The sequence below is a fragment of the Geosporobacter ferrireducens genome, from assembly GCF_001750685.1.
GTDB lineage: Bacteria > Bacillota > Clostridia > Peptostreptococcales > Thermotaleaceae > Geosporobacter > Geosporobacter ferrireducens.
Map to the genome: position 1 here is coordinate 3,186,555 of NZ_CP017269.1, position 25,821 is coordinate 3,212,375.

19 protein-coding genes, 1 riboswitch and 1 other annotated feature are annotated in these 25,821 nt (G+C 40.3%); of the genes, 13 read left to right on the forward strand and 6 right to left on the reverse strand.

Features of this window, described 5'->3' with window-relative positions:
* Positions 1 to 84: 84 nt before the first annotated feature.
* Together Gferi_RS14950 and Gferi_RS14955 are read left to right on the forward strand one after the other, a co-directional pair.
* Positions 85 to 1,635 carry a Na+/H+ antiporter NhaC family protein gene (locus Gferi_RS14950; protein ID WP_069977870.1) on the forward strand — a complete coding sequence of 517 codons (1,551 nt, stop codon included), beginning with the start codon at positions 85 to 87 and terminating at the stop codon, positions 1,633 to 1,635.
* 32 nt (positions 1,636 to 1,667) lie between these two features.
* The gene (locus Gferi_RS14955; RefSeq protein ID WP_069977872.1) at positions 1,668 to 3,092 is read left to right on the forward strand and encodes an amidohydrolase family protein; all 1,425 of its coding nucleotides are present in this window, start codon (positions 1,668 to 1,670) and stop codon (positions 3,090 to 3,092) included.
* A gap of 112 nt (positions 3,093 to 3,204) precedes the next feature.
* On the opposite strand, the gene Gferi_RS14960 is transcribed toward Gferi_RS14955, so the two are convergent.
* Complete coding sequence (locus tag Gferi_RS14960; protein ID WP_069977874.1) at positions 3,205 to 3,405, reverse strand: cold-shock protein; 201 nt, start codon at positions 3,403 to 3,405, stop codon at positions 3,205 to 3,207.
* 316 nt (positions 3,406 to 3,721) lie between these two features.
* On the opposite strand from Gferi_RS14960, the gene Gferi_RS14965 reads away from it, so the two are divergent.
* The 8 genes from Gferi_RS14965 to Gferi_RS15000 all read left to right on the forward strand — a co-directional run bounded on the left by Gferi_RS14965 (position 3,722) and on the right by Gferi_RS15000 (position 12,794).
* Positions 3,722 to 4,501 carry a prolyl oligopeptidase family serine peptidase gene (locus tag Gferi_RS14965; protein ID WP_069977876.1) on the forward strand — a complete coding sequence of 260 codons (780 nt, stop codon included), beginning with the start codon at positions 3,722 to 3,724 and terminating at the stop codon, positions 4,499 to 4,501.
* A gap of 186 nt (positions 4,502 to 4,687) precedes the next feature.
* The gene (locus Gferi_RS14970) at positions 4,688 to 5,764 is read left to right on the forward strand and encodes a GNAT family N-acetyltransferase (protein ID WP_069977878.1); all 1,077 of its coding nucleotides are present in this window, start codon (positions 4,688 to 4,690) and stop codon (positions 5,762 to 5,764) included.
* Between the two features lie 61 nt (positions 5,765 to 5,825).
* A complete protein-coding gene (locus tag Gferi_RS14975; RefSeq protein WP_069977880.1) occupies positions 5,826 to 6,833 on the forward strand; it encodes a GNAT family N-acetyltransferase in 1,008 nt (335 codons plus the stop codon).
* The gene (locus Gferi_RS14980; RefSeq protein WP_069977882.1) at positions 6,805 to 8,130 is read left to right on the forward strand and encodes a B12-binding domain-containing radical SAM protein; all 1,326 of its coding nucleotides are present in this window, start codon (positions 6,805 to 6,807) and stop codon (positions 8,128 to 8,130) included. The genes Gferi_RS14975 and Gferi_RS14980 overlap by 29 nt, the downstream gene beginning before the upstream one ends.
* Positions 8,123 to 8,755 carry a class I SAM-dependent methyltransferase gene (locus tag Gferi_RS14985; protein ID WP_069977884.1) on the forward strand — a complete coding sequence of 211 codons (633 nt, stop codon included), beginning with the start codon at positions 8,123 to 8,125 and terminating at the stop codon, positions 8,753 to 8,755. The genes Gferi_RS14980 and Gferi_RS14985 overlap by 8 nt, the downstream gene beginning before the upstream one ends.
* Entirely contained in the window at positions 8,752 to 10,101 is a 1,350-nt protein-coding gene (locus tag Gferi_RS14990) for a B12-binding domain-containing radical SAM protein (protein WP_069977886.1), read from the forward strand. The genes Gferi_RS14985 and Gferi_RS14990 overlap by 4 nt, the downstream gene beginning before the upstream one ends.
* A gap of 1 nt (position 10,102) precedes the next feature.
* On the forward strand, positions 10,103 to 11,419 hold the full coding sequence (locus Gferi_RS14995; RefSeq protein WP_069977888.1) for a B12-binding domain-containing radical SAM protein: 1,317 nt from the start codon (positions 10,103 to 10,105) through the stop codon (positions 11,417 to 11,419).
* A 13-nt stretch (positions 11,420 to 11,432) separates the two neighbouring features.
* Positions 11,433 to 12,794 carry a B12-binding domain-containing radical SAM protein gene (locus Gferi_RS15000; protein WP_069977890.1) on the forward strand — a complete coding sequence of 454 codons (1,362 nt, stop codon included), beginning with the start codon at positions 11,433 to 11,435 and terminating at the stop codon, positions 12,792 to 12,794.
* Positions 12,795 to 12,823: 29 nt separating this feature from the next.
* Here Gferi_RS15000 and ilvA read toward each other — a convergent pair whose 3' ends face one another.
* Positions 12,824 to 14,068 (reverse strand): threonine ammonia-lyase, encoded by a 1,245-nt coding sequence (gene ilvA, locus Gferi_RS15005; RefSeq protein WP_236932606.1) that lies wholly within the window; start codon positions 14,066 to 14,068, stop codon positions 12,824 to 12,826.
* 109 nt (positions 14,069 to 14,177) lie between these two features.
* Positions 14,178 to 14,427, reverse strand: a binding site (T-box leader).
* A 256-nt stretch (positions 14,428 to 14,683) separates the two neighbouring features.
* On the opposite strand from ilvA, the gene Gferi_RS15010 reads away from it, so the two are divergent.
* Both Gferi_RS15010 and Gferi_RS15015 read left to right on the forward strand, forming a co-directional pair.
* Positions 14,684 to 16,396, forward strand: a complete 1,713-nt coding sequence (locus Gferi_RS15010; protein WP_069981454.1) for a methyl-accepting chemotaxis protein — start codon at positions 14,684 to 14,686, stop codon at positions 16,394 to 16,396.
* Between the two features lie 142 nt (positions 16,397 to 16,538).
* Positions 16,539 to 18,464, forward strand: a complete 1,926-nt coding sequence (locus tag Gferi_RS15015; RefSeq protein ID WP_069977892.1) for an ABC-F family ATP-binding cassette domain-containing protein — start codon at positions 16,539 to 16,541, stop codon at positions 18,462 to 18,464.
* 41 nt (positions 18,465 to 18,505) lie between these two features.
* On the opposite strand, the gene Gferi_RS15020 is transcribed toward Gferi_RS15015, so the two are convergent.
* The 4 genes from Gferi_RS15020 to Gferi_RS15035 form a co-directional block, all read right to left on the reverse strand.
* Positions 18,506 to 18,769, reverse strand: a complete 264-nt coding sequence (locus tag Gferi_RS15020; RefSeq protein ID WP_069977894.1) for a glutaredoxin domain-containing protein — start codon at positions 18,767 to 18,769, stop codon at positions 18,506 to 18,508.
* Positions 18,770 to 18,912: 143 nt separating this feature from the next.
* Positions 18,913 to 21,096: a glycoside hydrolase family 3 N-terminal domain-containing protein gene (locus Gferi_RS15025; RefSeq protein ID WP_069977896.1), complete on the reverse strand. Its 2,184-nt coding sequence runs from the start codon at positions 21,094 to 21,096 to the stop codon at positions 18,913 to 18,915.
* A 140-nt stretch (positions 21,097 to 21,236) separates the two neighbouring features.
* The gene (locus tag Gferi_RS15030) at positions 21,237 to 22,601 is read right to left on the reverse strand and encodes a hypothetical protein (RefSeq protein WP_069977898.1); all 1,365 of its coding nucleotides are present in this window, start codon (positions 22,599 to 22,601) and stop codon (positions 21,237 to 21,239) included.
* A 114-nt stretch (positions 22,602 to 22,715) separates the two neighbouring features.
* Positions 22,716 to 24,035, reverse strand: a complete 1,320-nt coding sequence (locus Gferi_RS15035; protein ID WP_069977900.1) for an FAD-dependent oxidoreductase — start codon at positions 24,033 to 24,035, stop codon at positions 22,716 to 22,718.
* Between the two features lie 101 nt (positions 24,036 to 24,136).
* Positions 24,137 to 24,312: riboswitch (Lysine riboswitch) on the reverse strand.
* 215 nt (positions 24,313 to 24,527) lie between these two features.
* On the opposite strand from Gferi_RS15035, the gene Gferi_RS15040 reads away from it, so the two are divergent.
* Positions 24,528 to 25,817 carry a hybrid sensor histidine kinase/response regulator gene (locus tag Gferi_RS15040; RefSeq protein WP_069977904.1) on the forward strand — a complete coding sequence of 430 codons (1,290 nt, stop codon included), beginning with the start codon at positions 24,528 to 24,530 and terminating at the stop codon, positions 25,815 to 25,817.
* The last annotated feature ends 4 nt before the right edge of the window (positions 25,818 to 25,821 follow it).

Consider the following 25,821-nt stretch of genomic DNA (forward strand, 5'->3'; position numbering starts at 1 on the left):
AAATCCAAAATTTTTTCTCTTGGCATGGTTATTGCTTCTAATTGAGTAGCGTATAAGTACCATAATAAAAGGAGGAATGATAACATGAGCACCACCTTTGGCATTTTATGTTTATTACCGCCGATTGTCGCCATCGTATTAGCACTCATCACCAAGCAGACAATTCTTTCGCTATTTGTAGCTACTTGGCTTGGCTCCACCATGATTAACGGCTGGAATCCTATTGTCGGATTTGTAAAGATTATTTCCGATTATATGGTTCCGGCTATCGCCAGCGAGTGGAACGCCAGTCTGCTGGTTTTGGTTACCTTCTCTGGGGGGTTGATCGCTATGCTGCGGGTGATCGGTGCGGCACAGGCCTTTGCAGCTTTGGTGACCAGGAGCATTAACAATGCGAAAAAAGGACAGATCGTGACTTGCCTCAGCGCATTCATCTTTTCTTACACAGAGCCGTGTCTTATCTTAGGGACCATTATGAGGCCGGTAACGGACGCAGTAAGAGTATCCAGAGCAAAGTTGGCTTATATCCTGGATTCTATGGGATGTAATTTAGCCTCCTTTTCTCCCATTAGCAGCTATGGACCCTTTATTGCAGGGTTGATCGCCACGCAGTTGGCGGAAGCCGGAATCAAAGGAAACGAATGGGCCATCTGGGCCCAAATGCTTCCCTTTAACATGTACAGCTTATTTGCAATGATTACCGTGATTATTGTAGCTGTATTTGGTCTGAATATTGGACCGATGTATGCAGAAGAAAAGAGAGCAAGAGAAACTGGAAAGCTTTTGGCTGACGGTGTAGATCCGCTGGTTCCGGAAATGAAAAATGTTTTGCCGGAAGGGTATAAATTAAGTGTGTGGAATTTTATAATACCTATGACTTCTCTGTTTCTTGCTTTATTTGCAACTATTTTCTGGACGGGTAATTTTGCGGAAAATGGTTTGAAAGGAGCATTCTTAAACGGAAATATTACACTGGCAATTTGCATGGGCTTTCTGGCAGGAGGAATAGGTGCAGGAGTAATGGGTGTTACTACAAAATTGTTCACACCTGCAAAGGCATTCAATCATTTTGTCGATGGTATGGCAGAACTAATCTCCGTCCCTTTCATTTTAATCTGTGCATGGTCTATGGGAAAAATTACAGGAACCATGGAAGTGGGGAACTATATGGCAGGGGTTGTTCAGAACCACTTGGCGGCGGGCCTTGTACCGGCTATGGTATTTATCTTCGGATCAGCGATCTCCTTTGCAACAGGTTCTTCCTGGGGGGTGTGGTCGATTATGATGCCGATTGCATTTCCAATGGCCGTAGCATTTAACTTACCGATTCCCTATGTAGTAGGGGCTGTAATCAGTGGCGGGATGTTTGGAGACCAATGTTCTCCCATTTCCGATACTACCATTTTGTCTTCTACTGGAGCCTCTTGTAATCACGTGGTACACGTTATGACGCAGCTCCCTTACGGGTTAGCTGTTGGAGTATCTGCATTCATTGGATTCCTGGTCGGCGGACTGACCGGTCAATACATGTTGAGCATAGCTGTTACAGCTATTGTCCTATACGCTGCTTTGTTTATATTGACTAAGGTTTCTAAACACAAGAATATAGAAAGTACGGAATTGGCCCACCTATAGGATTTTATTTAAAAATAATTTGAGGTGAATAAATGAAAAATGTAGATATGATTGTTAAAGCACCGCATTTTTATACGATGGAAGGAGACGGAGTAGGATACAGAACAGAGGTAGCGATGGTAGTAGATGGGGGTAAAATTATAGAAATTGCAGAAACAGGAAGGATTTTAGCAAACTACAAGGGGGCAGAGGAGCTGGATATGGATCACCATGCCATCTTCCCAGGATTCATTGATGCACATATGCATACGGCGTGCAACATTATGCGTGGATTGGCACAAGACACGAATCATTGGATGATGTATGGACTGCAGCCTTTTGATAATGCCATATCTGATGAAGAAAGAGATGTCGGAAGCTATGTAGCTATTATTGAGGCTATCAAAGCAGGTACGACCACTTTGGGAGATTATGAATCCAAAATGGATAATGTATGTCACTTTATTGAAAAAGTGGGTGCCCGAGGCAATATTACTCAGACTATTCGCGCGGCGAAGCGCAGAGTATATCAACCGGGTGAACTCTATGAATTTGATGACGAGCTGGGCACAGAAAGCCTGACAAGAAACTTGGCACTCTATGACAGATGGCATAACAAAGCCGGCGGCAGAATTAAAATATTGTTTGGTCCTCAGGGGGCTGACTTTGTGAGTCCGGAAATGCTTTTAAAGATACAGAAAATTGTAAAAGAAAGAAAAACAAAAATCCATATGCATACACAGCAAGGGGATCGCGAGACCTATCAGATCGTAAACCGTTATGGCAAAAGACCGGTAGCATTCTTAGAGAGTTTGGGATACTTGGATGAAAGCTTGATGGCCGTTCATCTGACCGACTGTAGCGATGAAGAAGCTGCTGTAGTGGCAAAAAGTGGAGCTTCTATGATCCTTTGTCCAGGTTCCATTGCCATTATTGATGGAATCGTTCCACCTTCTGTGGCATTTCAAGAAGCCGGAGGCAATGTGGCTTTGGGCTCGGATCAGGCGCCGGGAAATAATTGCCACAATATCATTAATGAAATGAAAAATGTAGCTTTATTCAATAAAATCAAATATGGAAACCCGGAAGTCATGCCTGCTTGGAGAGCGTTGCGTATGGCAACCATAGAAGGTGCCAGGGCTGTTGGACTAGGAGATAGGGTAGGTTCCTTAGAGGTGGGAAAACAGGCAGATTTTATTGCTATTGATTTGAGTTGTCCGTCTATGCTGCCCATTTTCACCTATCCTATGAGGAATATGGTACCAAATCTGGTTTACAGCGCAAGAGGACAGGAAGTTTCTCTCGTAGCTGTGGACGGAATGGTAATTATGCGGGACGGAAAGATACTTACCATTGAGGAAGAGGATTACCTTAAGACCGTATCCCGTTATCCGGCTGGTATTGGACAGAGGGCAGCCAAGGAATTTTTTGAGATCAACGGAACCAATGCACAATTTATGGCAGAGGGCAAGCTCTAGGCCATACTGTAAAGTGGGTACAAAAATCAATATCGGTCATTAAAAAATAAAAGCCCTAAAATTTTAGGGCTTTTATAGTAGTCTACATATATAAAATATGAATTATATTCTATTATATTTTAGCTACATTAGCAGCTTGAAGGCCTCTGTCACCTTTTACTACTTCAAATTCAACCTTTTGTCCTTCTTCTAAGCTTTTGAAGCCATCACCTTGGATTGCTGAGAAATGTACGAAAACATCTTCTCCTCCATCAACTGTAATGAAGCCAAAGCCTTTTTCGCTGTTAAACCATTTAACTACACCTGTTTTCATTAAAAAACCTCCAAAAAATTTAAGTTTTGTAACTTTGTTACTATGTAAGGTTATCACGAATATTCATTTATGTCAAACAAAATAAAAATATAGGATAAACCTACACGCAATATTACTATTGCCCAAATTTTAATTTTTTATGCTAGAAATTTAAAAATAAAAAATATTGAGAAGAAAGAATTGGAATAAAAAAATGTTTTGTTTCAATAGAATATCGACAGATGTTATGACTTGATATATGATAGATTAGGGATTATTATAATATGTGAGATCTCAGGAATTTGTATGCAGATCAGTCTGAAAGAGGGATAGTAACATGAGGACTATTTTTTCGTTTGAAAATGAATTTGTAACAGTAGAGGAAATTCTTATAAAGAAGATACCTTGCTTAAAGTTTAAGCCTAAAGGTATCCAAGAGGAACGATTGCCTACAATTCTATATTATCATGGCTGGCACTCTGGTAAGGTCTATCAAAGATTTAAGGGCACCGTCCTGGCCAGCTATGGCTATCAGGTAATTGTACCCGATGCAATCTATCATGGAGAGAGAGACCCTATCGATCACGATGATCCGAATATGCTAGAGGCATATTTCTGGAAAGTCATTCTTCAGAATGTTCAGGAATCGGAGCAGCTTATAGCAGGAATTATTGAAGAGCATCAGGGAGATCCCCGCCGGATGGCTGTAATTGGAAGTTCTATGGGGGGATTTAGTGCTTCAGGAATATTTGTGCAGAACAAAAATTTGAAATGTTTAATCAATTTTAACGGTTCTTGTGCTTGGGTAAAGGCAGAAGAGATATTTCGGCGGAAATCAAAGCGGCTATCTATGACACCGGAGGAAATGCAAGAATTATCCCCTTATGATCCTATGCTAAACAAAGAAAATCTCCAGTTAAGGCCCATTTTAATGCTGCATGGAAATCGGGATTCTTCGGTGCCTATTAATAGCCAAAGATTATTCTATCAAAGTGCATCCTATCATTATAAAGAATGCCCTGAGCGACTTAGACTTGTGGAAATTCAAAATATGGATCATTATATCAGTACAGGGATGATGGAAGAAGCCATTATATGGTTAAAAAAATATCTATAGGAAATAATGCGCTGTTCCAACAAATAAGTTTTTTTGTAGGAGCAGCTTTTGTTTAGATTAGGAAAAAAATAGCGTACTTCCAAAGCAATAAATAAATGACGAAAAATGTTATAATGAAAAGGAAATGCAGATTTTTATGGGTATTTATGTATTATTCAATCATTTAACTTCGATTTGAGGTGAGGTATGGAGATTAGAGTAGTAGATCAGGCATCTGTTAGTGCCTATATCTCTTTTTGTAAATCAATTTATCGCCGAAATATATATTATCGGGACAGTATGAGTAGGGTTCTAACAAGCATTCTAAAGGGGAAAGCAGAAATCTGTAAAAACAGTAGGATTGTTCCCATCATGGTGTTGGAGGAAGGGCGAATTGCAGCTGTATGTACTTTTGCCATTGTGGATCGAATGAAGGATACTTTACAGCTTACTTACTTTGAAGCCCTTCCTCATCAAGACAAGGCTGTGGAACAGATGATCACCTATGGAAAGGCTCTGGCAAAAGCCCATGGGATTAAAGAAATCCTTATCGGCTTAAATTTTCATGTCAATTACGGACTAGGTCTCCTAGCCGATCAATATGAGCAGGTACAAGGTTTTGGTTCTGCCTATAATCCATCCTACTATATTGACTATTTTCAGCGTCTTGGTGGAGAGGAATTTAATCTGGTCAGTTATGTGGCAAGAATGAAAGGCTTTGATTTCGGTATAAAAGATCGAATGATCAATAAGATCAATAAAAAATACCAGGTGCGGAAAGCCAGTTTCAAAGAGATTAAGAGAGAGGCAGGTATTTATACTGAGCTAAACAATCAAGCCTTTCAAAATCATAAATTTTACTATGAAAGAAGAACTGAAGAGGACCTGGAGCTTTTTCAGGAATTTAAGCTGCTGCTTCGAGAAGAAAATCTATTGTTCCTAGAGCATAATGGAAAACCTATTGGTTTTATGCTTTGGTATCCCGATTATCATGAACTGATGGGACCGGGAGAGTCTCTGGGTATAAAAACCCTCATTAAACACAAACTTTGTGCTCATAAGATTAGAAAATTTAAAATTGTTGAGTTGGGGATTCTTCCTGAGTATCAGAAAAACGGCGCTGTATTCGCGCTTTTTCACAAATGTCGTGAATTTGTTGGAGATCGGTATGACTATTGTGAATCTGGATGGATCCTGGAGCACAATCGGGCATCCAGAGGATTAGGATATCGGTGGGCGGATAAAGAGTACAAGCATTTTAAAGTATTTCGAATTCCTGTTTAAATTATTTAATGATAGAATATGGCGCTAGTGATATTCTGATGTTTAAAAGGAGAAGCTTTCTATGTTTAAAACCTACCAACATGCTGAGGAATTGCCGGAAAGATGGGATGCAGTGGTTGCAGACCAATTTTTCTTATCTAAAAGGGTTTTAGAAAAGTTGGAAAAACTGAATCCTTGCAGACAACAATATCATCTTCATCGGGAAAAAAAGTTGGCATTAGTATCTTATCAAATAAAGCTGGATATTTTCACCTTCGCAGAGGGATTCTCGCTAAAGCTGCCGATACGGGTTATCGGAATCCCCCTCTCTGTATCTGGAAGGGGTTATAAGGCGGAACCAGAGGACCTGGAGGAGTTGAGTCTATATATCCGTTCCTTGCAGGGCTTCTATGTAGTGTTGAACGCCGGGGAGGGCCTACGGCTGGCCAGCGGCAATACCCTTCCCACCTGCAAGATTGACCTTGGATGGTATACTTTTGGGTGCTATGTGAACAGCATGCGCAGTCACTACCGTTATCGGGTTAAGAAAGCTATAGAAAAATTTTCCGAGGTGAAAATAGAGAAATTAGCGGATGTGGGGTTATTTGATGAAGAAATGTATTGTCTTTATGAAGCCGTGTATGAGAATTCTAAGGAAAAGTTAGAAAAACTAACGATTCATTTTTTTAGAGAATTTCCGGCTACAATCTTTACGTTTAAAGTCCATGGAAAAATTGTAGGATTTGTACAGCTGTTAGAGAAAAAGAAAGAGTTAATTTTTCTGTTTGGAGGTTTCGATCACAGCATCAATCAAAAATACGATCTCTATATGAATATGCTGCTGCAAATTATTCGATACGGAATTGAGCAGGGTTGTCATTCTATCGATCTAGGGCAGACTGCCGAGGAAACCAAGCTGAAGCTGGGAGCGATTCAGTATCCCCAGCGGATGTATGTCCATCACAGCAATAATCTCTTGAATAAAATCATCAGTTCCCGGGTAGCGCCTTTTTCATATAAGAAATATGAAGTTTTTCACAAAGTATTTAAGGGGGAAAAGGATGAGAATTCTGCTGGCAAAATGCCATAAAAAAACGATTTATTCCAAATTTGAGCCGGCAGTCACGGAGCCACTGGAGTTGGAATATTTATCTGCTTTATTGGAATATCTGCAAATTGGCCATCGAATCTATGACCCATTGTTGGAAGGAAGCAATTTCCTTGAAGTTTTCAAATCCTATGAGCCGGATGTGTTGTTATTGAGCGGCTATATAACCGCAGTCGATGTGATTATAGAAGCTTCTAAGGTTGCGAAACGGCAAAATCCAGCGGTGAAGGTCCTTGTAGGGGGTATTCATGCAGAAGTAAACTATGAAGATTTTTGTGTGGGAACCATCGATATCGTTTTTCACGCCAATGGTCTAACTGCATTGGAAAAGATACTAAGGAATGGGTTTGAAACAGAAATTTTGGCAGGGATTGAGGGTATTGCCTATCGGGAAAATAAAAAGTGGAAAATAAATGGCAAGGAGCTTACAGACCTATCTGCACTACCTATGCCCAATCGGGGCTATTTTGAAAAATATCAAAGCAGAACAAAATATATGCATTATAGTCCCGTTGCCATTGTGAAAACAGCCCTGTCTTGTCCATATCAATGCAGCTTCTGCTACTGCAAGCAGTTAAACGGAGGCGTATATAACACCAGAAGCATAGATGCTGTAATTGAGGAAATCCGAGGCATCACTGCAGAAGTTATCTGGATTGTAGATGATACATTTTTGATTGATCGAAAAAGAATCCAGGAATTTATTAAAAAAGTAAAGAAAAGTGATATCAAAAAGAAGTTCATTGCCTATTCGAGAGTAGATTTTATTGCAAAAAATGAAGATATTATTCAAAGCCTTGCTGACATAGGACTTGTTGAGCTAATCGTTGGGATGGAAGCTGTAGAGGATCAAATGCTGAAGGAATATCAAAAGGCTTGCTCTGCGTATGAAAATCTCAAAGCCGTAGGGATCTTAAAAAAACACCATATTCAACTAACCGCTTTGTTTATTGTGGGGATAGATTTTAGCTGGAAGGATTTTCGCAATCTCCGCAGGTGGATTCGAAAAATGGATCTGCAGAGCTATACGGCCTCCATCTTTACGCCCATTAAAGGAATGGCCTATTATGAGGATTACAAAAGCCGCTTGTTGACCCATGACCCAGCTAAATACGATTTTTTGCATTTGACTTTAAAACCTACCCGAATGCATGCACTTTCCTTCTATTTTCAATTCTATTGCATCTATTTAGAACAATTTTTTCGAAGCAAATATATAAGAAGCTTTCTGCTCAATCGTTGGCGAAGCATTTTACCATTTGGAGGCAAACATGCGTAAACAAAAAGTTTGGGATTTTTGGTCAAAGTACTATGAAGGTTTATGGGTACAAAAAGTTTCCTTAGGCCCCACCAGAAGGGAAATATTAAATTTTTTGAAAGAGATATTGAAAAAGGAAAAGAAGTATAGAATTCTAGATGTAGGCTGTGGAACAGGACAATTGCTCTGTGAAATCCATGAGGCATTTATTGAATATGACCTGGAACTTTTCGGCATTGATTTTTCAAAGGCCATGATTGAACGGGCAAAAATACCGGATCATGAAATTACTTTTCAGCAGATGAATGTGAGAGAGATCAAAGGGTTAGATCAGCAATATGACCTTATCCTATGCACCCATTCCTTTCCATATTATGAGAATCAGGATTTAGCTATAAAGGATTTTAGAGCGCTTTTGAAATCAGAAGGATACCTGCTTTTGGCACAAGCCTCTCAGAATAATGCTTATGATGCCTTAACCATGTTTTTTGTAAAATTTACTACCGGTAAAGCGAAATATCCAAGTGTAAAAGAAGTCCTTGCTATGACAAAGAAACTTTTTCAATGTGAGGGCATCATAAGAATAAAGGCAAGGTTCTATATGCCCTCTATCTATTTCTTCATACTAAAGGGGATGGATCTATGAAAATTTTGCTTATTCGGCCTAAACCAGACCCGGAGACGATTGGATTACAGCATGTAATGATTTGTGAGCCCCTGGAGCTGGAATATATTGCAGGAAATATAGATAATCCCCATGCAGAGGTTGAAATCCTGGATATGATTCTAGAAAAGAAGCCCTTAGAACATTTCATTGAAAAATACAGACCGGATATTGTGGGTATGAGCGGATATATTACGCATGTCAATGTGATCAAGGACTATGCTGAAAGAATCAAAAAGATACAACCCCAATGCAAAATTGTAGTAGGCGGTGTTCATGCAGAGGTAGTACCCCAGAATTTTCTCTGTGGGGCTATCGATTTTATCTGTACTGCCAATGGACTTAAGACCTTTAACCAAATCATAAAGAATCCCGATGGAAAAGAAATTGAGGGCACTTATTACGCGGGAAAAAAGAGTTCCAAGGAAATGGATTTTTCCTATCGATTTCCAGACCGAAAGAAGGTAGAAAAATATCGCCGCCGATATTATTATATGTTCCACAATCCCTGCGCACTGATTAAGACCTCCTTCGGATGTCCCTACAGCTGCAGCTTTTGTTTTTGCAAGGAAATCACTGATGGAAAGTACTTCACCCGGTCTATTGATTCAGTCATTGAAGAGCTTAAAGAGATCCCGGAACAGGAAATCTATATTGTGGATGATGATTTTCTGTTTTCAAAGGATCGGATATTGGAATTTTGCCAGAAGATAAGGGAGAATCATATCTATAAAAAGTTTTTGGTCTATGGCAGAGCGGATTTTATCTGTAAGCATGAATCGGTGATCCAAGTCTTCCGAGATCATGGATTGAGGGCAGTGATTGTGGGATTGGAGTCTTTTAAGAATGAAGATTTAGACAGGTACAATAAGCGAACAAGCATTAGAGATAATGAGGAAGCGATTCGTATATTGCAAAAATATGATATAGAGATTTACGGAACGCTGATTTTGGATATGGATTTTTCTAAAAAAGATTTTCAAAACTTATATCAATGGATCAAGAGATTAGGACTTATCTTTGTTAATCTACAACCCCTTACACCTTTAAAGGGGACGGAGATCTACGAACAGTATCGAGAGGATTTTATTGTAGACCCGGCGGAATATGAGAAATGGGATCTGGCCCATTTAGTTCTGGAACCTCGGGAAATGTCTGTGCGTCGGTACTATTTTGAAATGATAAAATTATATTATCAGATCACTATGGCGCCTCAAAATGTATGGAAACTGATCCGAAGGTACGGTTTTGCGGAAGTATGGAAGCTGTCTTGGGGAAGCAGTGTTGTAACCCTGCAGTATCTACAAAAGATGGTAAGGGGGAGATAGTATGAAAAAGCTGCTGTTGATTCAATCCACACCCTACGATGGGGATCGTAAACTGATTAAAAAGAAAAAACTCTATTTTGTTGGATTAGGCTTGCCCCTTTTAGCTGCTTTAACGCCGGAGGATTGGCAGGTAGAAATAATCCTGGAGACCATTGAGGATATTCCTTTTGACACGGATGCAGACCTTATCGCCATTGGCAGTATGGGACATGCCGTCATCCGATCCATTGATATTGCTACGGAGTTTAAGCGGCGGGGCAAAACGGTGATCATGGGAGGATACATGGTAAGTCTGATGGCTGAGGAAGCGAAACAGTATTGTGATAGTGTGGTAATCGGCGATGCAGAAAAAATATGGAAAAGGCTTCTGCGGGATTATGAGACAAACAATTTGAAGGATTTTTACCGAGAAGAATTGACTGCACTGTCAACCCCGCCGCCAAGATTTGACCTGATCGTAGAAAAGAATATAGGGGATTTTTTACCCGTGCAAGCCGGGCGCGGCTGTCCCAATTCCTGCAGTTTTTGTTCTGTATACTGCCTGTACAAGAACCGGTACTTGAAAAGAGATATTGCAGAGGTTGTAAGAGATATTCGACAGGTAAAGGAATTAGGATTTCGAAAGTTTTTATTGCTAGATGATAATATTGTTTCAGACCGGGAATATCTTATGGCGCTGTGCAAGGAGATTAAGTCACTGGGCATGGAATGGACTTCCCAATGTTCAATCACGATCGGAGAGGATTCAGAGCTTTTACAATGGGTGGCGGAAAGTGGCTGCACGGCCCTTAGCTTTGGATTGGAGAGTATCTCTGCCGAAAGCCTCCAGTGCATGGACAAGGCTTGGGCAAAGCCCGCCAGATATGCAGAACTAATCAAGAATATTCAAGAAGCAGGAATCGATATATCTACAGAGATGGTAGTGGGGGCAGATGGAGACACATTGCAGTCTATCAAAGAAACAGCCCGCTTTATCGAGGCGAATAAGGTAGTAGTTCCCAGATTTTATATCCTGACGCCTATTCCGGGAACAAAATATTATGATAAGATGAAAGACGAGAATCGAATTTGCAATGAGGACATGTATTCCTATAATGGAAGCGAAGCTGTCCATATACCGAAAAATATGAGTCCGGAGAAGCTGACGCGAGCTTATTGGGAGCTTTATAATGAAGTGTTTTCCTTTGTTTCTATCTTCAAGCGGACAATTCTGCGAAAAGAGTTTTTGAAAAAAAAGGATCGGTATTTATTCTATTTTTTAGTCAATCTCTACTATAGATATCAAATCAAGAGAAAAATTACCCCAAATATAATTTAGTGAGGCAGAGAAGATGAAGGTACTTTTGGTAAGGCCCCCGAGAATGAAACAAGCCATTACTTTAGGTGAGTTCATGTATAGTGAACCCATCGGCTTAGAAATGATCTATGCTATGTTGGAGGAACGGCATGAGGTAGAAATCCTGGACTTGATGTCTGAAGGAGAATCCCTGGAAGCCAAATTGAGCGGCTTTCATCCCGAAGCAGTAGGGATCACTACGCTGTGCATTGACGTACCTGCAGTTAAAGATCTGGCAGAAAGAGTGAAACAGGTTAACCCGGAGATCATCACCATCATTGGGGGTACGCAAACCTATCTGAATAGTGAAGCATTTTTTATCGATGCAGTAGACCATGTAATGAAATATACCACTCGGGAGAACGTAGAAAAATTATTTTCCTATCTGGAAAACAAGGAAAGTCCTCCGCTGCTGGATGGCGTCTGCAGTCGCAGCAATGGGTTCCAAAGCACAAAGGTTTGCGGGATCAATGAATATATTCATCCAAATCGAACTTCTACCGCAAAATACCGGAGCCAGTACTCTTATTTTGGATATAAGCCTGCGGCGATCATGGGAACGGCTCAAGGTTGTGCTAAAACCTGTCGTTTTTGTCTCCGATGGCGAATAGAAGGATATACAGAAAAATACTTTCCCCTGGATTTTGTGAAAGAAGAGATTCGAAGCATTCAAGAAGATACCATTATGGTTTTTGATAATGATTTATTGCATAATGGAGAGCGAATAGAAGCTCTATGTGATTTCTTAGAAGAAGAAAAAATCTATAAAAACTTTATTTGCTATGCCAGTGTCAACAGCATTCTTAAGAATCAAACGGCAATCCGCCGCTTTAAAGGACTGGGACTAAAGGCCGTGCTGGTAGGCTATGAAACCTTTAAGCAGGAAGAACTAGAGGCTTACGAGAAAAAATCCAGCATTGAAGATAATCTGAAAGCCAGTAGGTTTATGAAGGAAATTGGATTGGATGTTTGGGCCTCCTTTATGCTTCATCCCGATTGGAGTACTGAAGATTTCAAAGGCCTCCGTAAGTATTTGAAAGCCCTGCAGCCGGAGATTTCTACCTTTTCACCCCTAACACCTTTTCCAAACCTGCCTTTATATGGGGAATACAAGGAACGCCTTTTAGTAGAAAAGGAAGATTATGAAAGCTGGAGCTTTGGACAAGTAATTATAAGGCCTTCAAAAATGAGCCTGCAAAGATACTACTATGAGATGCTGAAAACCAATCTCTATGTAAATCTGTTTCAAAACAATACGGGCTATATGATCCGCAAATTTGGTTTTAATACCGTCTTTCGACTGGGTAAGGGGTCGATAAAACTATTGAGAAGATATATGAAACTAATGATGCAATAAAGGGACGAGCTAATCGTCCCTTTTGGTTGTTAATAGACTTTCTCAATTTCGTAACCCATCTGACTCATTTCATGGATAATCTGTTCAATATGCTTATGTCCATTAGTTTCTACGGTTACTTCCAACTGTACATCCATCAATCTATCCAGTGATTTAAACTGGTTGTGGTTTAATTTAATAACATTGGCATTTAACTTTGCCAGAATTTCTGAGATTCTCAAAAGTTCACCCGGTTTATCGGGAAGGTCCACAGAGAAACAGAAAATACGCCCTCTAGATACAAGCCCCCGGTTAATCAGCGAGGATATGGTTAATACATCAATATTTCCGCCGCTGACCACACATACGACGTTTTTGTTTTTTTCCTGGATCTTCTTGAGGCCAGCCAGAGATAATACACCCGCATTTTCCCCAATCAATTTATGTTTTTCTAATAAAAGGAGAAAGGCTTCCATAATATCAAAATCAGAAACTGTCACAATTTCATCCACATAATCCTTGATGATGGAAAAGGTTAAGTCCCCTGGTTTCTTTACTGCAACACCATCGGCGATGGTATCCACTGTTTTTAGGTAGGTAAGCTTGTTATTCTCCATGGAGAGCTTCATGGCTTTCGCGCCCTCTGGCTCTACGCCGATAATTTTGATATCCGGCCTTAACGATTTCACAGCTGCGGCGATACCGGCGATGAGCCCGCCGCCACCTATAGGAACCAGTATGCAATCTACGTTTTCTAGTTCTTCAAGAATTTCCAGCCCAATGGTTCCCTGTCCTTCAATGACGTCCAAATCATTAAAAGGGTGGATAAAAAGAGACTGATTTTCTTTCTGCAGTCGTAGGGCTTCTGCATAGGCTTCATCATAGCAATCTCCTGACAGCACGACCTGGGCCCCATAGTTTCTGGTGGCCTCTACCTTGATCAGGGGAGTCGTTTTGGGCATCACCAAAGTAGCTTTCACACCAAGCTGTTGGGCTGCATAGGCCACACCTTGGGCATGATTGCCAGCAGAAGAGGAAATCAATCCTTTCTGTCTTTCTTTTAGAGAAAGCTTGCTGATTTTATTGTAGGCACCTCGAATTTTAAAAGCACCGGTTTTTTGAAGATTTTCTGGTTTAATATAGACATTATTACCGAACTCACTGCTGAAAACGGCGCTATACAGCAGATTGGTTTCTTCCACAACATTTTTTAACCGATCCCTTGCCTCCTTAAATTGCAGAGAATCTGCCACATCCCCCCCTCGAACCTGTGTTGAGTAGCTTGCATTTGACATTTTCATACCTCCTTGATTGATTTCGAATAATTTTTATCATTGTACACCCTGCATAGGTTCGAATAGACTGATGTAGGCAATAAAAAACTCGCCCATGAAAGTATAAGCTTTCAAGGACGAGGATTACCCGCGGTACCACCTTGGTTGTATTCATAATATAAATACCCCTTTTTCAGTTCTAACAAACCTAAGTCGATAACGGGACTAGACGGTATCTTTTACTGATAGAAGCCTTCCCTATCATGTTCAAAGATACGGCTCAGGAGTGATTTGTATTCAAGTACAGTATCGGTTCGCAGCGACCACCGACTCTCTGAAACTGTTTGGCATAGAACACCGCTCTCCATCTTCGCCATGGATTGATGAAATTTTTAAAATATTTAAGTAATAAGATATCACGATTTTTGATGGCTGTCAAGGAAAAATTTAATGTATTTTATAAAAAGTTTTAATATCAATTATTGCTTATCGCAGGTTATGGGATAAAAAATCAATCATGAAGCAGTTTAAAATTAGAGGAAAAATTTGTTGCATAACAGTGAAAAAGTATATATAATTGAAACAATATTTAAAATTTTGCATAAATATAGCAGGATGGAAAGGGGCTGTGCAATCATGAAATGGTACTTGAATCTCAAAACAGGGACAAAAATTATCTCAGGTTTTCTTATTTTGTCTATCTTAATAGGCTTAGTTGGATTTATTGGGATAACAAATATGAAGGTAATTAATGAAGGTATGAATGTTATGTATCATGACCGGCTGATTCCCATCCAACTATTAGGAGAGATCCAGAAAAATGTAATGTCTATCCGTATGAATCTATTTCATCTGTTGATGTATGAAAACAAACTATCTGTTTCTGAAGTAAAGAAAATTATTAATGAACTGAAAGATGAAACTGATGAACTGATTAAAAGATATACTTCCATTGCATTAGTAGAAGAAGAAGAGCAACTGCTACAGCAGTTTACCAATCATCTTACGGAATACGGATATGCCCAAAGCAAGTATGTGGCATTGGTGGAGAGCAACAATATGAGCGGCGCAGCTATTGCTTTTGAGAATATAAAAAAGACAGGAGATGCGGTCCAGCAATCTTTAGATCATCTCATCAACTTTAACAATCAATCGGGTGAAGAGATTAAGTTTCGCAGTGATGATTTGTATAAAAAATCTGTTGTGAATATGATTGCGATCATTGTAGGTGCTGTCATCATTGCGGTCTTATTCGGAAGTATACTGTCTGTTATTATAACAAAACCATTGAAGAGGAGTTTACGGTTTGCTGAGGATTTTGGAAATGGAGATTTGACACAACAAATAAGGATAGACCGCAGGGATGAAATTGGCCTGTTGATTGCAGCTCTCGATAAATCAGTAACCAATATACAAAGCCTGCTGAAAGAAATTATTTTAAGTTCTTCTGAGATGCATGTTTCCAGTGAAGAATTATCTGCGGCAACAGAAGAAGTATTGGCACAGATGCAGCATATTGATACAGCGACCAACGGGATTTCAAGAGGAACAGAGGATGCAAGTGTTGCTTTAGAACAAGTAAGTACTTCCTCGCAAAAGGTTTCTGAAACAACAGGTCAGCTCGTACAAAAAGCAAGAGAAGGAAGTAATGCTGCTGTAGAAATTAAGCAGAGAGCAGATCAAATGAAACGTGAGGCGGAGCAATCAAAAGAGGCCGCTGAAAAAATCTACCAGGAGAAACAGAATAAGATTTTAACAGCCATAGAAGATGGACGGGTTGTTAAGGAGATTGAGGTCATGGCCAGCGGGATTTCCTCTATCGCAGAACGAATTAACCTGCTGTCTTTAAATGCAGCCATTGAGGCAGCAAGAGCAGGCGAACATGGAAGAGGCTTTGCAGTAGTAGCAGAGGAGGTAAGAAAGTTAGCTGAAGAATCTTCAAAAACGGTGGCCCGTATCCAAGGTGTCATTCAGCAGGTACATACTGCATTTATGAATCTGTCGGGCAATGCAAACGAAATATTGCAATTTATTGATGAAAAGGTGAAAAAGGACTATGATACCCTGGAAAAAACAGGTCTTCAATATAAAAAGGATGCAGAATTTATCAATGAACTCATCGAAGATTTTAGCTTAAAGATAGAGCGTATTTCATTGATTACCAATGAAGTCAGTGAAGCGATCGAATCGGTTTCAGCAACCTCAGAAGAAACCACCGCCAGTTCACAAGAAATATCCAGCAATGTATCTCAGGTAGTAGATGCATTGGAAAAAGCAGCAAAAGTATCCCAGGAGCAGGCGGAGATTGCTGAAAAGCTGAATGAAATGATCCAGCGGTTTAAAGTTTAACCAAAGGCAGACCTTATGTCTGCCTGTTTTATCTTATATAGGAAATTATTCATTCTATTATGATATAATAAATACAAAAATACATTTTATTTTTAAAGCATAGATTTATTGAAATCGCAGGAAGCTACAGAAAGGAAAGAATATGAATCTATTAAGTGCAGAGAATCTTTCAAAGAGTTACAGTGAAAAACCGCTGTTGAAGCATATTAGCTTTGGCATAGATGAAGGAGATAAGATTGGGATCATCGGGATTAACGGCACGGGGAAAACTACTCTGCTCAAAATTATTGCCGGGGCAGAGCAAGCAGATGAAGGCCGCTTAATCAAAGGGAATGATGTACGCATTGAATATCTGCCCCAGGATATTTGTTTTGATACAGATGCCACCGTATTGGAGCAGGTTTTTCGGGGAGACTCTCCTTTAATGCAGCTTATTCGAACTTATGAGGAAGCGCTTCAGAATCCAAGCACCTCTAATGAAACCATAATTAAGCTTACCCATGATATGGATACCCTGAATGCCTGGAATTTAGAGAACGAGGCAAAGGCCGTATTGACAAAGCTGGGCATTACAGAATTTAGTGCTAAAATCAGGACCCTATCAGGAGGGCAGAAAAAACGGATTGCTTTAGCGGCGGCATTGATCAATCCATCGGATCTGCTGATTCTAGATGAACCTACCAACCATTTGGATCATGAAACCATCGATTGGCTGGAAGATTACCTCAATAGAAGAAAAGGGGCACTGCTAATGATTACCCATGACAGATATTTTTTGGATCGTGTGGTTAATCAGATCATTGAACTGGATCAGGGAAGTCTCTATGCATATAAGGGCAACTACAATAATTTTTTAGAAAAAAAACTTGAAAGAGAAGAGCTTGTGGCAGCTAATGAAAGAAAGCGGCAAGGATTGTTCAGAAAAGAGCTGGCTTGGATTCGACGAGGTGCAAAGGCTAGAACCACAAAACAAAAAGCCAGAATCGAGAGATTTGAGAAACTAAGTGCAAGTGCAGCAGATTTGAATGAAAATAGGCTTGAAATATCTATAGCGGGCAGCAGACTTGGTAAAAAAGTGGTGGAGCTAGAGCATATTTATAAGGCTTTTGATGAAAAGACAGTCATTGAAGATTTTAGTTATATTTTATTAAGAAATGACCGGGTAGGGATTCTTGGTCCGAATGGAACAGGAAAGACTACCTTCATCAATATATTGTCTGGAAAAATAAAACCCGACAGCGGAAAAATAGAAATAGGGGAAACAGTGAAAATCGGTCTTTTTTCTCAAGAAACCGATCATATGGATGATCATGCCAGGGTGATAGAATATATCCGGGAGGGAAGTGAATACTTAACCACTGCCGATGGACTTAAAATTACCGCATCACAAATGTTAGAGAGATTTCTTTTTCCGCCGTCTATGCAGTGGGCCCCGATCGGAAAGCTGTCAGGAGGAGAAAAAAGGAGACTTTATTTACTGAGGGTTCTTATGGAAGGCCCCAATGTGCTGCTTTTGGACGAACCAACCAACGACTTGGATATAGAAACCCTGACAATTCTGGAGGATTACCTAGAGGACTTTCAGGGGGCCGTGATTGCAGTCTCCCATGACAGGTATTTTTTAGACAAGGTAGCTGAAAAGATATTTGTGTTCACGGGAAAGGGCAGGATACGGCAATATACGGGAAACTATACAGAATTTAAAGAGAACCATATAGGGGATTTGCAAAATACTCCGATAGAGAACAAAACCGCAGGGAAAGACCGGGAAAAGGAGAGCAGAAATAACCATCCTTCAAATAAAAATCAGTTGAATTCAACAAAGGAAAAAACATTAAAGTTTTCCTTTAAGGAGCAAAGAGAATTTGAAGAGATTGACGGGATTATTTCCGGCCTGGAAGCTCAAATACAGACCGTAGAAGAAAAAATAAAACAGACAACCTCCGAATATACACTTTTACAGCAGCTGCTGGAGGAAAAGGAAGCCTTAGAAAAGCAATTGGATGAGAAAATGAAAAGATGGGTTTATCTGAATGAATTGGCTGAAGAAATTGAGAAGAGAAAATAAATAAAAAATGATCCTCTGCATTGCAGGGGATCATTTTTTATTTATTTTCCTAGTGCATTTTCAAAAACACTTCGAATCTTCTCTTTTGTAGCAGCCCCCTCGTGGAGCTTTATACCGTCCACATAGTAGGTAGGGACGTAATAATAGTCATACTGGTTGGCTAAATCCGGCTGGAGCCGTTCATCAATCATATTGATTTCCAGAGACTGGTACCTAGAATCTTCTCTCTTGAGTTCCTCCATCCATCTAAAAGCCTCTTTACAGTAGGGACAAGAATCCATCATAAACATAAGTATTGGTTTCATTGAATATGCACCGCCTTTATGAGATTAATGTAATAGAAAAAACTTAATTCACTCTTTAATTCATAGCGTAGAAGCTTATTGCTAATTTTCTTCATAGTCATTTTATTCCCATCTCAACGAAGATTAATCAATCTTTTATTTAATTATTCCATGACCCGAATAACTTTCTTCAATAAATCTTCATCCCTTGAAGAACTACCCACCATAATCTCGAATTCACCCGGCTCTACGATTGATCTGCATTGTCTGTCAACCAATGAAAGGGAGGCAATGGGCAGATGGATGGATATCCGTTGCTGCTCTCCTGGATTGAGTGTAACGCGGGTAAAGCCTTTTAGTTCCTTAATGGGTATGGTAACAGAGCTGTAGAGGTCATTGACATAAAGCTGTACAATTTCAGTACCTGTATAATTTCCCACGTTGCATATGTCTACAGAAACAATAAGTGTATCGTCTTCTTTCAGCATCGTTGAGGATAAAGTTAAATTACTGTATTCGTAGCGGGTATAGGACAAACCAAAACCAAAGGGGAATAATGGATCTTCGGATATTTCCACATACTTGCCTCCATGCCATCCAGGCAGCTGGTTATAATAAACAGGTTGTTGGCCTACGTGACAGGGGAAAGAGATTGTAAGTTTGCCGCAAGGATTAAAGTCACCAAAGAGAATAGCGGCGACCGCATTCCCGCCTTCCATGCCGGGATTCCAGGCTTCTAAAATAGCATCGGCATTATCCTTGACCCAGGGTATTGTAAGAGGTTTGCCGTTAATCAATATAACTACTAAAGGCTTTCCTATTTCCTTAAGCGTCTCCAAAAGCTTTTGTTGCGCCCCTGTTAGATTTAAATCTGCCCGGTCCCGCGTTTCACCGTTTAATGTATTTGTATCACCTACTACAGCGATGATTACATCTGATTCCTCTGCTGCTTTTACAGCTGCCGGGAAATTATGCTCCTTATTATCCAGCAGATCACAACCCTTTTCATAAACCACTTGGATGCCTTTTCCGGCACGCTGTTGAATACCTTTTAAAACAGTAACAATTGGGGAGATATCATATTCCGGATGATAGTCGAGAGTGGGTTGTTCCGGATATTCTCTTGTACCAAAGGACCAATCTCCCAGCTGAGACTGTACATTTTCGCAGTTAGGACCTATGAGGGCAATACGTTTTACATCTTTAGAGAGTGGCAGTACATGGTTATCATTTTTCAAAAGAACGATGGATTGAAGGGCGGCTTCATAGGCTGCTTTTTTATGGGCTTCACATCCAACGATATCAGCGGCTTTGCTGCGGTCAGGAAAGCGTTTATGATCAAAGAGGCCTAAAGCGAATTTCAGTTCCAAAATTCGCAAACATGCTGCATTCAACTGTGCTTCTCCAATAACCCCTTCCTTTACTAAAGCTACAGTTTTTTCATAAAAGTCAGGCGTAGACATCATCATATCATTTCCTGCCCATACTGCAATCTCACAGGCTTTTTCAAAGGTCGGTGCGACTTTCTGTGTAGTGTGCAGATGACCTACATTGTTCCAATCGGTTACAACGAAGCCCTTAAAGCTCCATTCTTCTTTTAATACATCATTGAGCAGCCAGCGGTTTGCAGAGCAAGGGATACCGTCTATGGCATTATAGCCAGCCATAAAAGTAGCGCAACCGGCATCAACTGCTTCTCTAAAAGGTGGTAGAAAAACTGAACGGAGTTTTCTTTCCGAAACATCGGCTTCTGCAGAATCTCTGCCTCCTTGAGTTTCACCATAAGCAGCAAAATGTTTAGCACAGGCAAGGATACTATAGGGATCTGAGAGCTTCTCTCCTTGATAACCCTTAATCATGGCTCGGGCAAGAACGCCGATTAAATAAGGGTCCTCTCCAAAGGTTTCGTCAATACGGCCCCATCGCAGGTCTCTACCTATACATAGAACTGGTGAGAAGGTCCAATGAAGGCCTGTCATGATTACTTCGCAAGCAGTAATGTGGGCGACAGTTTCTAAAAGCTCAGGATTCCAGCTGCAGGACATGGCCAGTGGTGAGGGAAATACGGTAGCGCCGCTGCAAAAAGCATGGCCATGAATAGCATCAATACCAAAGAAGATAGGAATGCCTAGTCTTGTATGGGCAGCTTTTTCCTGAAGATAAATGGGTGCGTCACCGGTTACATGGAGAAAGGAACCGATATGCTTCTCATAAATCCATGTGTCCGCATCGATTCTTCCATCTACTTGACACATTTGTCCGACCTTTTCTTCCATCGTCATTCGACTGAGCAAATCCTGGGCTCTTTCTGTGGGGGTATAAGAGGGATCTTTATAAATCTCAGACATTTTTATAACCTCCATATATGTATTTGAATTTCCATTTTCTTCTATTATATATCTTCCTAGACAATAAAAAAACATGCAAGTAGAAAACTTGCATGTTTCTTGTATGAAGACTCTTTTAAAGGAGGGTATTGATATTTTTACTATAAAATAAACATGGATACAATGAAAGTTGCTATTAATCCCACCGCGACAGGAATGATATTTTTTCTTGCCAGGTCCAATGGACTTACATTACAAATGGCGGCAACAGGAATAATTCCCCAAGGAATAATGGTACCACCACCTACCCAGATCGCAGAAATTTGTCCCAATACAGCTAAAGACTCTTTGTTAATGCTAATGGCAGATGAAAAAGTTTGAGCCAAGGAGCCCACCAGTGGAAGACCAGAGAAACCGGAACCATCCAAACCTGTTATACCACCGATAATCATTTGGATCATGGCTACAGGAAACTTAGATAATGCGATGCGGTCTGCCAGATACATGCCTAAATCGGATAATAAGCCAGTGGCATTTTCACCTAAAATCTGCTTTGCGATTTCTTCACTGCCTAGGAAGAAAAAGGCACCGATGATAATAACAGGGGCAAAGATCTTGATTCCAAAAATAAAACCACCTCGAACATAATCTGTTATTTTTTCTAGGGAGTCGATTAGGCTGTGCTGTACGATGGCTACGAAACTCATTACTAAAATAGCTGTCCCACCTACCAGAGCTGTTGCATCTCCACCTCGTAGCTTATATTTGTACATCACATAAACATCCAGCAGGAAGATCAGCGGCGTAAGGATTGCAACCAAATACACGCCCATTGTAGGCTTTGTTATTTCTTCTGCTTCTACGGCCACGGCAATTTCCTCAAAACCTTTCATGTCCCTACGCATCATAAAAAAGGAACAGGCAACGGTAACGATACTCATGGTTAGCCACAAAGGAATGCTTGCTTGAATCAACATCAATGGATTTTCAATAGCTGCAGCCTTTGCAGTAATCGAGGGAGCGCCTTGAATGAAATAATCACTGGATAGGGCAACGCCATGTCCAAAAATATTCATGGCTACTGCAGCCCATATAGGAGGCAGGCCAGCTTTCAGTGCCGCCGGCAGCATAATAGCCCCCACTAAAGCTACGGAAGGAGACGGCCAGATAAACCATGAAAAAAACATCATCATAAAGCCTAAACCAAAGAAAGCAACTACTGGGTTAATCATCAATTTCTTAATCGGTGCCATCATCAGCTCATCAGCGCCGATGTCTTGGAGTGCATGGGACATGGCAACCACAAGGGATATAACGACGATAATTCCCCAAAATTCATTTCCGGCAGCGATCAAGGCATTATAGACTACCTGCACACCTGTAAGCAGGCTTCCCGATGAAAGAAAGCCAATCGCAAAAATTCCCAATATACAGGGAAGTACCGTATCCTTCCGAAAAGCCATTGTAACCATGATAATCAATACAATGAAAAAGTATGCGTAATGCAGCATTGTTAATTGAACCATCTGATTTCCCCCTTATTTTTACATTTCATAGTTTTTATACGAGAATAGAATCTTTCTATCATTCATCTTGATTGTTCATGTCCAGATTGCCAATAAGGGCGGAAATCGAGATTGCTATGAACAAATTTTGCTCTTTATTATTTCACTGTCCATATCTTTTATAAGTTTCTGAGCAAAAATGCCAGTATATCCAAGGGCTTCGATATCTTTAGAAATCTGCTTTTGCTCTTTGCGGTACAATCCTTTTTCCTTCATTCTTTCAAAATAGATACTTCCGGAGAAGGTATATTTTTTTCCCATACCTGCCTCAGTTGTCATCATTTCCTTTACGAAGGCAATGGCATCTCCGATAGCGGTTTCTTTGGAGAGTTGGAGAAGCGGCTTGTTCAAGGCTTGTCTTACACTGTTATGTCCTGCGAGAGTGCCTGTGATAATAGCCTCTGTATGACCTACCAACAAGCCTGCTTTCTCACCGGCACAGAACAGATTGTCTACCCCTTCTACCTTTAGATGATTATCTCGTGGTGCCATGCTGAAATATCGCATAGAGTTTCCTTTTCCTCCAGCATAGGGATCTTCATATCTTGCATATTCAAATCCGGGGATTTTGCGCAGCCGTTCCAAGCTAAAGTAAGGGGCCATTAATTTTGCATGTCCTGTATCTAATAAAATAATATTGTCTTTGAATTCCTGCAGGGCATATTGCTGACAGGCTTTTACCCCCAAATGATCTTCAATGAGTTCCTGCGAAAGCGGAATGATGGCAACACCCTTTGTAGACAATGCATCTTGTATTTCCTGAGAAAGGGATTCTTTGTACAGCTTACAGGCACCGCTCATAGCACCGATGCTGCCATCAGCCTTTTTGCCGACCATTTCCTCAATGCCCGCCAGATTGGCTATACTTACCCGGCCTCCGAAGCTCGGACATCTCAAGATACACATTGCACAGCCATTGCCATACTTTACACAATTATGCATAGGTCCTGCAGTCCCTGTGGTATCAATAAAAGTATCTCCATGGAAGACCCGGCCGGATTGGTCTTCTACTGCAGTGATCTGCTTTTCTTGCATTACTGCTTTATTTACTCTGGATTCAAATACGATATGAACATCCAAGTGCTGCAGATGACCTAAAACCGCTCCATGGGTATCTGCAATATCGTAAAGATTTACATGATCATGACCTGGAAATGAAATATTCTTATGCCGGCTGTGTTGATCGCATATTTGAAAAAGGTCACCACCGCCCATGGCGATCAGCTCCTCTGTAGCAGTAAACCTGCCATTGTTTCGCATGATACCTCCAACGAGACCTGTACCTAAGAGCATGTCTGTTCTTTCGAGCAATGTTACTTGTGCACCGGCTTTTGCAGCACTTACTGCTGCAGCACAGCCAGCCCATCCGCCACCGATTACTACGATTTTTGTCATCTATTTTCCTCCTCAATATTTGCTTCAATAAAATAAGGCAATTGGTATAGAATACCAATTGCCTGTCATCACAAAAAATAGCACAAAGCTACTCGAGACACAAACAAGATAGCACTCCACCAGGTTTTGGTGACAGTCACAGAGCTCTTAACCCTGGAACCAGGCATGAATTGTAGAGTCAATTCACCCTTCGGTGCCCTCCCCTTTCAACATGGATTTCAGGCTTCTCTAAAACCTCCCCATGCCTACTCTTGTCAGGCACACCTCTATCATGAATAATTATTAATTAGTATGTATGATATCAAAATCCATGGGATGTGTCAACCAATATTGCTATTTAACAATAAATGGAACTTTTTTAAGAAGAAATTATTTATGAAATATTAAAAGGCAAAAATTGGATGATAATTCATAGTAATTTACCAAATTTTGCTGTAAAATAGACTAGGAGAAATAATCTTAATATTTTATCAATAAGGAAAGGGATATGGGATGAAAAGAAATACACCCTATAAAATATTAATTGTAGATGATAATCATAACAATTTATTTTCCTTAAGAACCCTGATTGAAGAGTACATAGATGCAGAAGTTATTGAGGCAGACAGCGGAAAAAAAGCACTTCAAGAAATATCAGGGAATGTAGTAGATTTGATCATATTAGATGTTCAGATGGAAGATATGGATGGTTTTGAAATCGCTTCTCTGATCAAACAGAGAAAGAAAACGAAAGATATCCCCATCGTTTTTTTGACGGCCTCTTATATTGGAGAAGAGTTCAAAAAGAGGGGATTCCAAATTGGTGCTGTGGACTATTTGACAAAGCCCATTGATGAATACCAATTAATCAACCGGATTAATATTTATCTAAAGCTTATAGAGAAAGAAAGAAATATGAATATTCTGCTGGAACAGAAGGTAAAGGAGCAGACAAGCGCCCTGCAGAAGGCAAAAGAAGAGGCGGAAGCAGCAAATGCTGCTAAGGATATTTTTTTGGCCAATATTTCCCACGAATTAAGAACCCCTTTGAACATTATACTGGGGACAACACAAATGTTGAATTTATATCTTCGCAGCGATAAGGAAATAGACCGGGACCAAATTCGAAAGAAAGTGGATATGCAGGTGCAAAACTGCTATCGTCTTTTGCGGCTTGTAAATAATATTATCGATATTTCCAAAATAGACACGGGTCATTTTGAAATCTCTATGAGCAAGTGCAATATTGTCCAGATTGTAGAGGCCATTGCCTTATCGGTAGCTGAGTATGTGGAGGATAAAGGGATTCGTTTGATATTTGATACAAATGTTGAAGAAAAAATAATAGCCTGCGATTTGGATGCTATAGAACGCATCATTCTTAATCTATTATCCAATGCAATTAAATTTACGCAGACCGGCGGAAACATTTATGTAGATGTAGAGGACCTTCAAGACCGTGTGAAGATATCTGTAAGGGATACAGGAATAGGCATTGAAGAAGATAAAGTACACCTTGTCTTTGAAAGATTCAAGCAGGTGGACGAGCTATTGACGAGGAAGCAGGAGGGAAGCGGAATCGGCCTTAGTCTTATAAAATCCCTGGTTGAGATGCATGATGGACGTATCTATGTTCATAGTGAATATCAAAAAGGCAGTGAGTTTATTGTTGAACTGCCGGTCAATTTGAAATGCATGCAGGTTTCAGAGGATTGCAGCGCAGGGTACATGCCGAATGAAAGTGTCGTTCAAAAAATCCAAGTAGAATTTTCCGACATCTATTTTCTTGATGCTATAGGATAGATAA